Source organism: Bartonella sp. Raccoon60 (genome assembly GCF_002022585.1).
GTDB classification, from domain to species: Bacteria; Pseudomonadota; Alphaproteobacteria; order Rhizobiales; family Rhizobiaceae; genus Bartonella; species Bartonella rochalimae.
Genome location: NZ_CP019786.1, coordinates 782,585 through 796,888 on the forward strand (window position 1 = coordinate 782,585; position 14,304 = coordinate 796,888).

Annotated in this window: 11 protein-coding genes; 2 read left to right on the top strand and 9 right to left on the bottom strand. The window is 33.4% G+C overall.

Annotation, left to right across the window (positions count from 1 at the left end):
- Positions 1 to 126 precede the first annotated feature (126 nt).
- Together Bra60_RS03480 and traG are read left to right on the top strand one after the other, a co-directional pair.
- A complete protein-coding gene (locus Bra60_RS03480; RefSeq protein WP_078698077.1) occupies positions 127 to 1,716 on the top strand; it encodes a BID domain-containing T4SS effector in 1,590 nt (529 codons plus the stop codon).
- 137 nt (positions 1,717 to 1,853) lie between these two features.
- Positions 1,854 to 3,776 (top strand): Ti-type conjugative transfer system protein TraG, encoded by a 1,923-nt coding sequence (gene traG, locus Bra60_RS03485; protein WP_078698078.1) that lies wholly within the window; start codon positions 1,854 to 1,856, stop codon positions 3,774 to 3,776.
- 848 nt (positions 3,777 to 4,624) lie between these two features.
- Here traG and Bra60_RS03490 read toward each other — a convergent pair.
- The 9 genes from Bra60_RS03490 to Bra60_RS03530 all read right to left on the bottom strand — a co-directional run bounded on the left by Bra60_RS03490 (position 4,625) and on the right by Bra60_RS03530 (position 14,107).
- A complete protein-coding gene (locus Bra60_RS03490) occupies positions 4,625 to 4,828 on the bottom strand; it encodes an antitoxin VbhA family protein (protein ID WP_035007373.1) in 204 nt (67 codons plus the stop codon).
- Positions 4,829 to 4,992: 164 nt separating this feature from the next.
- Complete coding sequence (locus Bra60_RS03495; RefSeq protein WP_078698079.1) at positions 4,993 to 6,912, bottom strand: BID domain-containing T4SS effector; 1,920 nt, start codon at positions 6,910 to 6,912, stop codon at positions 4,993 to 4,995.
- A gap of 74 nt (positions 6,913 to 6,986) precedes the next feature.
- Positions 6,987 to 8,729, bottom strand: coding sequence for a BID domain-containing T4SS effector (locus Bra60_RS03500; protein WP_236823966.1), 1,743 nt, complete (start codon positions 8,727 to 8,729; stop codon positions 6,987 to 6,989).
- A gap of 82 nt (positions 8,730 to 8,811) precedes the next feature.
- Positions 8,812 to 9,882 carry a P-type DNA transfer ATPase VirB11 gene (gene virB11, locus Bra60_RS03505; protein WP_078688629.1) on the bottom strand — a complete coding sequence of 357 codons (1,071 nt, stop codon included), beginning with the start codon at positions 9,880 to 9,882 and terminating at the stop codon, positions 8,812 to 8,814.
- Positions 9,879 to 11,078: a type IV secretion system protein VirB10 gene (gene virB10 / locus Bra60_RS03510; RefSeq protein ID WP_078688630.1), complete on the bottom strand. Its 1,200-nt coding sequence runs from the start codon at positions 11,076 to 11,078 to the stop codon at positions 9,879 to 9,881. The genes virB11 and virB10 overlap by 4 nt, the downstream gene beginning before the upstream one ends.
- Before the next feature lie 2 nt (positions 11,079 to 11,080).
- The gene (gene virB9 / locus Bra60_RS03515) at positions 11,081 to 11,938 is read right to left on the bottom strand and encodes a P-type conjugative transfer protein VirB9 (protein WP_078688182.1); all 858 of its coding nucleotides are present in this window, start codon (positions 11,936 to 11,938) and stop codon (positions 11,081 to 11,083) included.
- Positions 11,935 to 12,603, bottom strand: coding sequence for a virB8 family protein (locus Bra60_RS03520; RefSeq protein ID WP_078673470.1), 669 nt, complete (start codon positions 12,601 to 12,603; stop codon positions 11,935 to 11,937). Before Bra60_RS03520 ends, virB9 begins: the two co-directional genes overlap by 4 nt.
- A complete protein-coding gene (locus tag Bra60_RS03525; protein ID WP_236823919.1) occupies positions 12,593 to 12,910 on the bottom strand; it encodes a conjugal transfer protein TraJ in 318 nt (105 codons plus the stop codon). The genes Bra60_RS03520 and Bra60_RS03525 overlap by 11 nt, the downstream gene beginning before the upstream one ends.
- A gap of 177 nt (positions 12,911 to 13,087) precedes the next feature.
- A complete protein-coding gene (locus Bra60_RS03530) occupies positions 13,088 to 14,107 on the bottom strand; it encodes a type IV secretion system protein (RefSeq protein ID WP_269466612.1) in 1,020 nt (339 codons plus the stop codon).
- Between the last annotated feature and the right edge of the window lie 197 nt (positions 14,108 to 14,304).

Sequence of the window (14,304 nt, forward strand, 5' to 3'; positions counted from 1 at the left end):
AAATTCTGTGATAATGGCTATTTTATAAATAAAGAAAAATTGTTTTTAACGAGTGTATAATATCAAAAGAATATAAAAACCAAAAGCATTCTTCTATTTTACAAAAATTAATAAAAAAGATAAACTATGTACTCTGGTTATTATTATCCTAATACTGAAGTGTTAAAAAACAAATACGGAATAACAAATAATAGAGAATTACGCAAACAGTGTTCTCGTGATATAAAAAAAGTAATGATTGCTCTGCGCCAGGAGCCATCACCCGAGGAATTTAATTCTTCTTATCTAAAATATCTTCATGAACGCTTATTTGAGAACGCATTCGAGTGGGCTGGGTGTATTCGGGGTCATGTATTTAAATTTGCAGATGGCACAACTGCCAAACAGCACATAGTAAAAACATCAGATCATGAAGATACGTTTTTAACTGGTTACAAAATTGAAAAAAGCTTTCAAGAATTTGATAAAATGCTTTCTGAAAAAAATAATTTACGGGGCTTATCGCGTGAAGAATTCGTCGATGAAGCAACAAAGCTTTTTTCCTTTCTTAACTATATACATCCATTCAAAGATGGAAATGGACGTGCGCAACGAATATTTTTTGAAAGACTCGCAGAAGCTGCAGGCCATAAGCTTGATTTTTCAGTTGTGACCAAACAACGCATGATACATGCTTGTAGTAATGCAATGCCTAAGAATGCAAATTATGAAGCAATGCGGCATTTATTCGAAGATATCCTCAATCTAGAAAAAGTACATCTTTTACGAGAAGCTATCTACCCCCAATCTGGGAGTAGACGCAAAAGTCTGGATAATAAAATTGTGATGATAGCACGTGAAGATGTTGCTTATACCGGTGTTTACAGAAACAGTGATTTGAACTCTATTACGATCGAAACGGTGGATTCATATATCTTATGCTGTAAAGATTATTTTACACCAGAACAACTTAAGGCATTAAAACCTAATGATGAGCTTACCTTTATAGCTTCAATAAATAACAATTTAGGTCAATTTCTCATCCCAGCAGAACAATTACCTCCTTTAAAGGAAGAAGAGGTAATTGAAAAAATTGAAAATGATGCTTGTATTCAAAAAAGCTTAGAAAAAATTAGAGCGTTATCAAAATTAATTTACAATAATCCCGAAATACTAGAACAAGATATAAGTCATATTAATGCAAATCCTAAAATGAGCAGAGAGCTTTCTGAACGGATTATAAATTCTCCTAAATCTATTGGTCGGCTAAAGGGTAGAAAAATTGGGCGTATCAAAAGTCAAAAATATAAAATCTCTGAACAAAATGCTAAAATACTTGGTAATGAAATATTTAATTATGCAGATAAAGTATCAAATATTAGATGTACAATTATGAGAGAACATAAAGCAAAAGGAAGACGTCTTTTACAAACAGTAAAGATGCCTAGCAAAAAATTACAAGATATACTTAGTTTGTCTATAAATTTGCAATTAAATGCTTTGCGTTCCTCTCCTGAAACTTATATAGAAATGAATCATTTCATACGTCAAATTACTTTGCGTTTATCAAAAAAAGAACATCAAAAGATGTATAATTCTAATTATCAAGAACTTTCTGCAAGTATTGGTATATCAGTAAATAAAGCGAAAATGCTTATAGAAACTGTTAATAAAGTCAATAAAATTTTGAACATATTGCAACCTAAAAATCCACAAACGCAATTTGTAACCCTCTAAAAATGTAAGGTTTCGTTTAATATTCATAAATTAAGAGTTATTTATAATAATATTATAACTTTTAAGATACCATTCACATTATATGTTCAGTTAATAAGTGTGATTTTGTGGCATAATAAAAACAAAAGTAGGGTGTAATGAGATATACTAAAACGGAATTATTTCTTATTTTAATGCCAATAATTTTAGGCAGTTTGACAATATTTTTTGTTCCTTACATGTTATTATTTGCAACGAACGGATTACAAGATTATGAGAAATATTGGTATATCCGTTCAGAACCATTATTAGTGCAGCTGCTTGTTGTTGCTGTATCATTTGTTTACACCATATCGCAAAAACTGTATCTACGCAAAGCGATTACAATTGTTACAGCGTTTTTTTTTACGGGTGTTTCTCTTTACTATCTTAATTGCGAAATTAAACGCTTAAGTCCTTATATCGGCCAACAAGGAATAACGTGGAGTTATGCTCTGCAATTTATTGATGTCATGGTCATCTTTGGCATAATTGGTGGTATTTTTCTTTTAGCAGCCCAATTCTTAATAACTGCTCCGCTTAAAAATAAAAAAGGAGTAAAGCGTGCCAAAAAAGGAATTTTTGGTGATGCATCATGGATGAATTTAAGTGAGGCAAAAAAAATTTTTCCTGCGAATGGTCAAATTGTTATTGGTGAAAGATACCGTGTTGACGAAGATAGTGTGTACAACATTCCCTTTTCCCCTGGAAACAAGGCAACGTGGGGGAAAGGTGGAACGTCGCCCTTATTAACCTTTAATCTTGATTTTGGTTCAACTCATATGATTTTTTTCGCTGGTTCTGGTGGATATAAAACAACAAGTACAGTGATCCCAGTATGTTTAAAATATCCAGGTTCTATTATTTGTCTTGACCCTTCAACAGAAGTTGCACCAATGGTTCAATTGACGCGTAAAAAGATGGACAATAGAAATGTTATTGTTCTTGATCCAACTTCAATATCAACGAAAACTTTTAATGTTCTCGATTGGCTTTTAGACAATAGTGTACCGCGAACACAACGTGAAGCTAATATCGTAGGTTTTTCTAAACTGCTACTCACTGACAAAAAATCAGAAAATTCTTCAGCAGAGTACTTTTCAACACAAGCGCATAATCTTTTAACTGCTCTTCTTGCGCATGTCATATTTTCTGATGAATATGACGACTGTGAACGTAATCTAAAAACATTGCGAAAAATCCTTTCTCAATCAGAAACAGCAGTTGTTAATCAATTACGCCATATTCAAGATACATCGCCTTCTCCTTTTATTCGCGAAATGGTTGGTATTTTTACAGAAATGGCAGATCAAACCTTTTCAGGTGTTTATACAACTGCCTCAAAAGATACTCAGTGGCTTTCTTTGTCTAATTATGCAGATCTTGTTTGTGGTGATGATTTTGCATCTTCAGATATAGCGGATGGGAATACAGATATTTTTCTGAATCTTCCGGCAAGTATTTTAAATAGCTATCCAGGAATTGGGCGTGTGATTATTGGTGCTTTTTTAAATGCAATGGTTACAGCTGATGGAAACTATAAAAAGCGCGTTTTGTTTGTTTTAGATGAAGTTGATTTGCTTGGCTATATGAATATTTTGGAAGAAGCACGTGACCGTGGACGCAAATATGGCATATCCTTAATGTTATTTTATCAGTCTTCCGGTCAGTTGGTAAATCACTTTGGAAAATCAGGAGCGCAATCATGGTTTGAGAGTTGTTCGTTTGTAAGTTATGCTGCTATTAAAGATTTACAAACAGCTAAAGATATTTCAGAACGTTGTGGTCAAATGACTATAGAAGTGACTGGAGCAAGCAAATCTAAAGGACAATTTTTAAAAGGTTCTAAAAATATAAATTATCAACAAAGAGCGCTAATTTTACCTCATGAAATTATTCAAAAGATGCGACAAGATGAACAAATCATTCTTATGCAAGGGCAACCACCTTTGCGATGTGGACGAGCAATTTACTTTAGAAGAAAAGAGATGCTAGCTACTACTGAACAGAATCGTTTTGCTCCCAAAGGAAAGAAAGACTGACTAGAGATGACAATAAGCACATACAGCAAATATTTTTTGAAAAATTTACTGAATCTGTAAACCATCAATTAGATTTCTTAATTGTTATAGCAGAGCATATGATGATCTACGATATGGTTATCTATAATAAATATAATACTTATTGTAAAATATTCTGTTCATGGAAAAGTAGAAATGTTTTACATAAGTTATTTAAGTTTCTAAACAAATAATAGAGGCGTAATAAATAAGAAGCTATGCTTCCTAAAATACTTAAAACTTTAATAAGATATACAAAATATTTAGATTCTAGAAAATTATTTATAGTTAGTCTAATTCTATAAGAGGTTCTTTCAGTGATAAATTATGATAAAGAGCCGAACATGTCTTATTCATTATTTTCTTATTGTAATTAAACTTATTTAGGCAATAATACATTTAAATTAAAAATGAATGTAGGATAAAGAATTCTCAAATTCTTGATAAAAAACGCAAATTGATTTTACTCATCAAATAACATAGCTTTTGATGAAAAGCACCTGAGTTAATATTTGCATCTTTGAAATGTTAACGATTATACTATTTTCAAATTTAAATGTAAGATCAGCAAGTAACACCTTGCCTATTCGAACATGTTCTTAAATAAGCATTTATAAAGATATTTTAAATAAGGTGAACAAACTTATTTGGCAGCATTTCTCGATGAAAATGAACAGCTGCTTGCTCTCAATCACACGCAGATTTCTTATAAAAAGATTGAGAATTCTTTATCCCATATTCATTTTAATATATTGCTGCCAGAATAAATATAATCATGAGCTAAAGATAAATAGTATATTATTGTATCTCAACATTTATTGTTTTATTCATTATAGTGTTGCATTGTCCATAAGAGTATTAAATTCCTCTAATGAATATTCTCCCTTCGCATATCCTTCTAAAATTTCAAGCGTTTTAGAATGAAGAGTGATTCCCTCAATTGCATGTGTACTAATAGCTGCATCAACTGCTTCACGGCGTTTTTGTAATTCTTCTGACGTTAAAGATGTAGAATGATCAGTTGTTTTTTTCATGAACTCTTCCTTTCTTTTACTTGTTCTTATAAAATAGAAGCATATCTTCTTGTTTGTTCCGTTCTCTATTATTATTTAGAAACTTAAATAACTTATATAAAATATTTATGCTTTTCCATGAATAGAGTTGCTACAATAATTGCTATCTATAAATATTAAATGAATTATAACTCCGCACACTTTAAACTGGTCATATTGATTACTTCTGAGTGATCACGTTTGATTTCTTTTAACAAATTTTGTAGGTTTTTGCCTTGCATAAAGAGCTCTCCAATTTGTTTTGCTTTACTTTGTGATATACCAATGCTTTCAGCTAGCAAATCATAATTACCATCACGAAGCCATTTATGTTCTAGTGGCATAAGACGCTGATTGACTGCTTTTATAAAAACATTGAGTTCTTCTTGGAGTAAAGAAGAAAAACTTAAAGTTTCTTTTTGCATATCTTTTGACAAATTAAAAATATCTTGTAATGTTTTGCTAGGCATTGCCACTACTGTCGTAAGACATTTTTCCTTTATTAGATTCTCTTTAACAATTTCATTTTCTACCTCTTTTACAAGATCAACATAATCATAAACCTTCTGAGCAAGTGCTTCAACATTTTGTTCAGCGGTTTTGTATTTTGAAGTTTTCAACCATAATATTTTTTTGCCTGCCAATTCAGAAATAGACTCAGGACAATCGACTATTTTCTTTATAAAAACTTCCTGAAAATTTTTATCTTCAATAATCTTTTTTACACTTATCTTTTCATTAAAGTCTTTTAAATTTTTATAAACATACTTTGCATACATATCAACTTGTTGTCGCTTTAATTGGACAGCAGGATGACTCGTAATTTTTTCAATAAGTTGATCTGATGTTAAAGAAGCTACCACTTCTTTTGGAATAAGAATATTTTCCAAATTTTTTATATCTCTACTCATTGGAACTTTAAAACTTAGTGGACAACCAGATTTTAATTCCTTAACTTCATTTGGTAAAAAATAATCTTTTTTGAATACCATATAAAGAGATTTTGAAATATAATTAAGATCTACTTTGAGTAGAAGATGTTCCGCGGTCTCACGTTCATAAAAACTTAGATAATTATGCCCTCTCTTTGGCATTACAATAATCATTTTTTGAGCATTTTTATACTCTAACTTACTCATGGAGCTTATGAACTCTTTCATAATACTCGCTTTTTCTGGATTTGAAATATCTTCAAACATATGCTTCATAGCACTTATATCGCCCATAACACCAGAACGCACCATAGAGAGTATACTGCAAACTCTCATACGCTCTTCTGTAACAATTGAAAAATCCAGTTGATGACCTGCAGCTTCAGCAAGTCTTTCAAAAAACATTCGTTGTGTGCGACCATTACCATCTCTGAATGGGTGTATATAATTAATAAGAGCAAACATACTCGCTGCTTCATTAATAAAAGCTTGTCGCGATAAACCTTGAAAATCATTCTGTTCCGCAAGCGTTTTATCCACATTAGCTAGGTATTGAGGAATTTTTTTACCCTCTAAAAAATGATCGTCAGAACCTACCTTTCTCATTGTGTGTACAATAGCAGTAGTGCCATCCTTAAATGTAAACGGGAAATTACGACTACTCCCAGCCCATTCAAATGTATTCTCGAACAAGCGTTTATGGATATATATTAGATAGGAAGAATTAAACCTTTCTGGTAGTGGTTCATGGTGCAAATTAACTATTGCTTTCACCGCATGATGCCCGCTTACCATGGACAAATTGTCTGAGTCTATTATTCCATGTTTATTTTTTAGTACTTGGGTTGCAGGATAAATATAGTTGTCATACGATGATGAGGAGGCAGATAGTAGTTTTTTCATTTCTACCTCCGTATTTCCCATTTCTTGCAATATCGTTTGTATAGCAGCATCCATAAGGATGTTAAACTCATTTAATGAACTTCCCTCTGCATATTTTTCTAAAATTAGAAGTGTATTAGGGTGCAAGGCAATACGTTCAATAGTATGAGTATGAATCGCTGAATCGATAATCCAGCGACGTCTTTGAAGTTCCGCTACCGTTAGAGACACCTGATCCCTGAGTTTTTCCACTAAGCAATCCCTCCTATTTCTCCATTTTTGTAAAATAAAAATATGTTTTTATTTTGTTATAAAAAACTCATATTTTAAACGGCCACAGCCATCTGTATTGACTTTTTTATTTTCAATCGTTGAAGTTCTTGACATATTTTTTTTGCGTCATTAACAGCCTTTATAAGTGTTTTCGCTTTATGTTCTGAAATACCAACACTTTTAGCGATTTTTCTATAATTACCATCTCTGAGTTGTTGAGACTCTATCTCTGAAAGACGAGAATCGACTTTAGTCAAAAAGGAAATAAGCTCTTTTTGGATCTTAACACAATTTTCTACATTTAAGGCTTGTGATTTCTCATTTTGAACCACGCTAAGGATATCTTGCATTAGCTTACTAGGCAGTCTTACTTCTTGTGAGAGGCGTTTTTGCTCTCTATCATAATTTCTAATGATTATATTTTTAGTAACTTCTACAGCAGATATATAATTTTTAATTTTTTGACTAAGTGGTGCAAGATTCCTTTCAGCTGCTCTGCGTTTTGGACTCCTTATACCCAATATTTTAAAACCAGCTAGCTTAGCAATAGTCCTAGGATATTTTAAGATTTGCTCAGGAATTTTTTTACTTATTTCTCGTCCTTTATTAATTACACCAATACTTGGATCTAACGCTTTTGAATTTCCATAAACAATTTGTGATAAATTCTCAATTTCTTTTCGATTGTTTTGAAGTTTAATATGATTCTCAATTTTTTGAAGAATTTTTTCTGACGTTAAAGGAGGTATTTTTTCTGCTGGGATGAGAATTTGATCTAAATTTCTATTTATTGAAACTGTAAAAGTAATCTCATCATTAGGTTTTAATGCCTTAAGCTGTTCTGGTGTAAAATAATCTTTACAGCATACCATATAAAAGTCTACTGTTTCAACTATAATAGAATCCGCATTACTAACCTTATAAAGACCTGTATAAGTTACACCTTCACGTGGTGTTATGATAATTTGATCATCCAAAAAATTACATGCATGCTTATTATTAGACACAGCATTTAAATAATTCTTCAAAATGCGTCTTTTTTCTGGATTAGAGATATCTTCGAACAAATGTTGCATCGTTTCATAATTTGCATTACCTTCTACAGGTATCGCATCATTGCAAGCATGTATCATGCGTTTTTGAGTCGCAACTGAAAAATCAAGTTTATGGCCTGCAGCTTCAGCAAGTCTTTCAAAGAAGACTCGTTGTGCAAGCCCATTCCCATCTCTAAATGGATGTATATAGTTGAGAAAGGAAAAAAGCTTCGTTGCTTCATCAACAAATTCTTCACGCGATAAGCCTTGTAAATTATTTTTTTTCGAAAGCACTTGATCAAATTTATGTAAACTTTTTGGAACTGCTTTACTCTTTTTAAAAAAAGCATTTGAATTTGGTATTTGCATCTCTGAGATGTTAGCAGCTACGCCATTTTTAAATTTAAATGTAAGATCACGCGTACAGCCAGCCCATTCGAACGTATCTTCAAATAAACATTTATGAATATGTTTCAAATAAGAGGAATTAAACTTATTTGGCAGAGCTTCTTGACGCAAACGAATAATCGCTTGCTCTGAATGATACGCGCTCCTTTCATGAAGAGCTTGAGAATTCTTTATTCCATATTTATTGATTAATACATCACTGTTAGGATAAGTGTAATCACAATCAAAAAAAGACGAATCTAATAATTTCTTTTTCTTACTTAAAGGTTTAAAAATTTTTTTTAAAGATTTTAAATTTTGCTTCTTCATGATCATTCGCTCAAATATTATTTTAAATAAATACAACTTTTTCACATAGATTCTTATAAAGTTTTAGATGTTTTAGTATTGATATTTATATCGATACTAAAATCTGAATTTTTTTATTATACTTTTTTTAGTTACCTCCAAAAATATTTCGTTGTTTGAAAGGATCATAATAAATCTCTGTAACTTTAAATTTTCCTTCAATCCGTTTACATTGAACAATAATATCAATCATTGAAATTAATAACCCGCGAATATCATCGCGCTCTAAATGTCCTCCTCCTTCACTTTCTTTAACCAAAAGCGTCATTTGCTCAAATGCAGCCAATGCTGTTGATGCATGAACTGTAGTAATAGAACCTGGGTGTCCTGAATTAACATTGCGAATATAATAGAAAGCAGTACCATCTCGTAACTCTTGTAGAAGAATACGATCAGGACGCATACGCAAGGCGGATTCTAATAATTCTTTTGGTCCAATAGAAGCTAAGCCATACCCATCTTTTGCATAGATCATAGAAACACAATTAAGATGCGGCACAACTAACTCTGGTGTATCTTCAATAGTTATAATACGCTCATCATCAGGAATTTTAGCTATTAATGCTTTTGACAGCGTTGTTTTACCAGCTCCTGTTTTCCCTGAAATAAGAATATTTTTTTGCAATTTCACAGCTTGATTTAAAAAGCAAACAAAATTTTTATTGTAATAATCAATTGCTAATTTATGCTCGACGTTTTTGAGTTCATCAAAACGCAATTGATAGTCATTCAATGGAGTGAAAGAAATCTGTTCACACATTGAAAATAGACCCTTGTTGGCTAGATCTTCGAGCAAATAACTTCGGGATGATGGTTTACGAATTGTCATGCTGACAGTATTTTCTTTTACAGCTGGTGGTATAACAATTTGAATACGCTCATTATTTGGCAAAGTAGCGGATAATATTGGGTTTTTATCGGAAATACTTTGCTTAGAATAGGCCGCGATCACTTTAGCCATACCCATGAGCTCATTAAAGGAGAATTCTGGTACTTCTATTGTTTTCCATCCTGAAATTCCTTCAATCATGATTTGATAGGGACGATTAATAACGATCTCAAAAAGACTTTCATCTTTGAGAAAGTTATCAATTGGTTTAAGTTTTGTTAAAACGATAGCAGTGGCTTCATCGCTTAAATTTTGGAAGTTTTGTTTCATTTTAATGTCACTGTAGAATTTTTATGAAAGTCTCCTGAAAAGGCACGACGAATGACCTGTTTATTATTTTCAACAATTTTCAATTTATATACAGTTGAGAAATCCAGGTCGCGGGCAACAAAAACATTAACCATTTCACCCTGATTTTTGGTCAAGGTTGGAGGGATATTAGCGTAATTGTCCGCGATAATCTTTGCCATATATGTTCCTGCAGAAAGGGTATATTTTTCTGAAGACACGGTATCTGTTGTTTGTTCTTGTGTTGTTGGCATTTTTAGTGAATCTAGCTGGTTATTTAAATAATTTGTTCCATCTCTGACGATTGAAACAAGAAGTGCAGAACCAAGTCGTTCAAACCAATGATTGTCAATATCGCCATCAACACCTGATCGACCTAAGAAATCTGTTGCGGGTGAGGATAATGTTATAATAATACCGTCTGGTGTTTTGGCTCTATTCCATAATATAAAGAGACGCGATTGGCCTCTTTTTAAACCCGCACGATATTCACCAATGATTTGCGTTCCTTTATCGAGCAAGACGACACGACCATTGTCTGATAAGATATCTCTAGAAACGATACAGCTCACAAACCCTTGTTGTTCACTACTGATTGCTGTTTCTAAGATACATGGGATGGAAGCTCCCATTGCAATGATGTAATTTCGGTTACCAAGCGTTGATGCACGAACACCATCTAACTTTGTTGGTTCGAGAAGTTGATTAAAGGATTGTGTTGTTTTATTCGATTTATCATTGCTTTGGTTAGAAGGCACGCTATTATTTTCTGGAATACCCTGTTGCTGATTTGGATTAAAATAGGCTAAAACGGGAGCACGTTGCGCTGCTTCTAATAGTTTATGATCAGATTTTGGCTGATTGATTGTTGGCGCTGGTATTTCAACCTTAGGCAGCAGGGGGGTATTTTTATCAGCTAGCTCTAGAGGAGCTATTGTTGGTTTTATCGATTGGAAAAGCTCTGTTTGTCTGCTTCTTTCTTCTTTCGGCAATTCTATGGGCTGTTTTTTTGTGTCTTTTGAAGTTGAAAGGATTGCATATATTAAATAAATACAGACACCAAAGAGAATAAGAAGAGCAATGGCTTTTCCTAAATTAAAGCCCTCTTTTTTTTCTTGACCATCCTTTATTGTATCGCGGTCATTAAGATTTATTTCGTCCAATTCATCATTATTCATGGCTATTTCTCTACGTTTATTTCACGTTGGACAGAAGGTGATGTTGTACCGGTTTCTGGGTTAATTCCTCTTGGTATGAACCCTTTATTAAAGATACACAGGACTTCGTTACCACGTCGCAAAGTGAATTGCATGGCTATGGCGTGAACAATGACCTGGTTTCCTTTAATTGATTTTGGAACGATAGTTTCTTGTCCATCAAGTGTGACAAGATAAATGGCGGGGATTTCATTATTGTCTAAAAAGGTAAATGTTGTAGTTTTACCATTATCATAGACTGAACTTGGTTCAATGAGGGGTGAACCTTGAGCGACATAAGCCCAATTGCGTGGTCCAAAATGTTCATGCATATTGAGGATATTATCGACAAATTCTTCTTCATTTTTTTGTGCTTTGGCTTGTTCAGCTAATTGTTTACGCAATGCTTCATCTTCTGGATAACGAAACTTTACAAGGAAATATGTGTCATTACCGACGGAAACATCACCTTCACGCACTTGAAGTTCAAATTGATAAGATCGTTTTGTTCCATCTTGACGAGTTGTGATGATTTGTAGATTGGTAATCGGCTGAACTTCACGCGGTTTGAGAAAGACAAAGTGACCAGCTGGTGCTACTTGCCAAGCAACTGAATTGCCAATTCCAATATAGGCAATATTTTCATCATTAGCGAATTCAATCTGTACTGAAGAGCGAATAGATCCAATGATTTTTGTCACATTGTGTGGATCATAATTAATAAATCTAATTCGGTTGTCTTTATGTGCGCTTACGGGAGAAATTTCTGCCCATAAGAAAGACATATGACAGTTTATTGCAACGAGGAGAGTTAAAAAAAATATTTTTATGACTCTAGTCATTGGACCACCTCTGGATCAGATCTATATGCTGATACTTGAAAGCCAAGCGGGTTAATTAAGCGATCTTCTACTGAAATGCGTGCATTAACGTAAGAAAAATTTAAGACTGAAACCCAATGGAAAATATCTTCTTTTCCATTGGAGTCTCTAATTGTTTTATAGTAACGTACTTGAACGAGATCTTTACTTAAAAAAGAGATCGATTTTATTGTGATTGTCACGGACATATTTTTATAGATATTTTGCGGACTGTCTGGATTATTTCCAGAATACCATTTGGCAAAGCGATTTTGTTCTTCTAGGGAAGATAAAAGAGAAACGATACGAAAGTTATTTTCTGTCTCTGATAATTGGAAACCTTCGCGTGCACGAATATATTTGCTGGCGAAGTAGCGCGTTATTACTTCATCGTAGTTTTGGGGTTCTTCTTTTAGAACACTGACAACATCGACAATACCTGTAGAATTATCCACACGAATAACGAAAGGCTCTACGGTTTTTAAGGGTGTTAATGCCACTACAGCTAAGGCTAAAGCGATTGTCATCAACCCAAAAAGCACAGTCAAGGCTACAGCAATTTTCATTTGTAGTCGCGTACTACGCATACGGTCAATATCAAATGACCGCGCTTCTCTTATATATTCTTTAAATTCATCACTTTTCATGTGTGATCTCCGCATTTTTATAAGAGGGCATTTGATGGTTTATTGTGTCTACAGAAGATGCGGGGAGTCCAATATGAGCTTTTGGTGCCTCATTTTCTTGTGTATTTAGGATAATAGGAGTTGTAATGGGTTTGATCGCCGTATTGTGAATGATGTTATAATGATTCCAGTTCCACTTACCATGATTGAGCATACGAGCGTTCTGTCCATTACAGCGTGGAAGTTTTTGGGCTCCACTTTTTAAAGAAGCACAACCAGTAAGTGTTATCAAAAGGATCAAAATGATAGTGATTTTTAGTTGCATCATTTGGACTCGCAAACATTTTGAAAAATAAAACATTGGTGTTTTTCAGTCCATGATTTTACGAAAACATGAACACTAATCTTTTGAAAAAGCTGAGAGAGCTTTGCATGGATTGTGCATACAGTTAATATCTTGTGTGTGAAGGTATTGACTATAGCTACATTGAAGAGACGTTTGAGATTAAAATGAGCCACGTCCACCCCCTCGCATCATTTGCGCAGCTTGTGCAGCGTGTTGTGCAGCCGTAGAACCTCTCGTTGCTGCTGCTGCACTTGCTGCACTTCTACCGGCACCAAAGCCTCTTCCAACAAAACCCAAAGTATTAGAAGCCATTGAGATCATTTGTGATCCTGTTGATACTCCAGCATGATGATATGGTCCTCCACTAGAAAGTGCAGAAGCAATGGTGGGAAGTGATTGGAAGAGAACTACGCCCACTATTGAGACGACAAGAACAGGGGGGAGCAAGAAATAGATTGAAGTATATGAACTCTCGAAAACATAAAGCATAATTTTGCACATCATTGTTCCAAGCATCATTACGAGAACTTGCAAAATTGTAAAATTAACTAATGTTGTAATCCATGCATCAGCATATCTGCGGGTTACATTGAACAAATATAAACTAATAAAAAGAGGTCCAAGACCTATCACCATGATTAATGTAATTTTTGCAAACATTTGAATAATAAAACCGACTGTACAAAAAAAGATAACTGCCAAAAACATTAAACCACCAATCAGTGCAACCGTAATTTTATTGAAAAGTGAAGCATTATTTAGAAACTCTTGATAACGCGTATTTGTAATTAATAAGAGATAATCAAAAACATCAGAGTCGACCGGACTGCTATTAAACGCATTCCCAATAGCATTGGCTAAATTACCGAAAAATATATCTTTGATATAAATATTAAATAGGTCTGCATTAGTTGCCATTGTTGTCACAACAACGATTTTAATAACATTATTAAGAAGACTATGCATTGAAAGGGCGACGTGGCCAGTCATAACATTGTAACCATATAAAAAGATAAAAATAATGGCCGCAAGATTTAATGGTGCTGCAATAGCAGAAGATAAGCTACTGACTGTTGTATCTATGACATCATTGAGTGGTGTCAAAATATACGAAGAAACAGTTTCGAATGGAGTAAATTTAAAATCTGACTCCTGAGTTGTCGTATTCATCAATTTCATCAGTTTTATCTCATTCCAATTTTATTTTTAATGTTTGATAAATATGAATTTATGATCTTTTGTTGCATTTTCTCCATGCTCTTTCTGTGATTGATGATTTCCATTTAATAATAGAAAGAGCTTGAATGAGAGTATTCATTTGAAGATTAGCCAACTACATTTGAAGAGCTTCCTTTTCTTCTTTTTGACTAACTGGA

Coding starts and splice junctions, on each gene's coding strand:
- Bra60_RS03480 (WP_078698077.1), top strand. CDS start 127: ATGTACTCTGGTTATTATTATCCTAATACTGAAGTGTTAAAAAACAAA.
- virB11 (WP_078688629.1), bottom strand. CDS start 9,882: ATGAAACAAAACTTCCAAAATTTAAGCGATGAAGCCACTGCTATCGTT.
- traG (WP_078698078.1), top strand. CDS start 1,854: ATGAGATATACTAAAACGGAATTATTTCTTATTTTAATGCCAATAATT.
- Bra60_RS03490 (WP_035007373.1), bottom strand. CDS start 4,828: ATGAAAAAAACAACTGATCATTCTACATCTTTAACGTCAGAAGAATTA.
- virB10 (WP_078688630.1), bottom strand. CDS start 11,078: ATGAATAATGATGAATTGGACGAAATAAATCTTAATGACCGCGATACA.
- virB9 (WP_078688182.1), bottom strand. CDS start 11,938: ATGACTAGAGTCATAAAAATATTTTTTTTAACTCTCCTCGTTGCAATA.
- Bra60_RS03520 (WP_078673470.1), bottom strand. CDS start 12,603: ATGAAAAGTGATGAATTTAAAGAATATATAAGAGAAGCGCGGTCATTT.
- Bra60_RS03525 (WP_236823919.1), bottom strand. CDS start 12,910: ATGATGCAACTAAAAATCACTATCATTTTGATCCTTTTGATAACACTT.
- Bra60_RS03530 (WP_269466612.1), bottom strand. CDS start 14,107: ATGAAATTGATGAATACGACAACTCAGGAGTCAGATTTTAAATTTACT.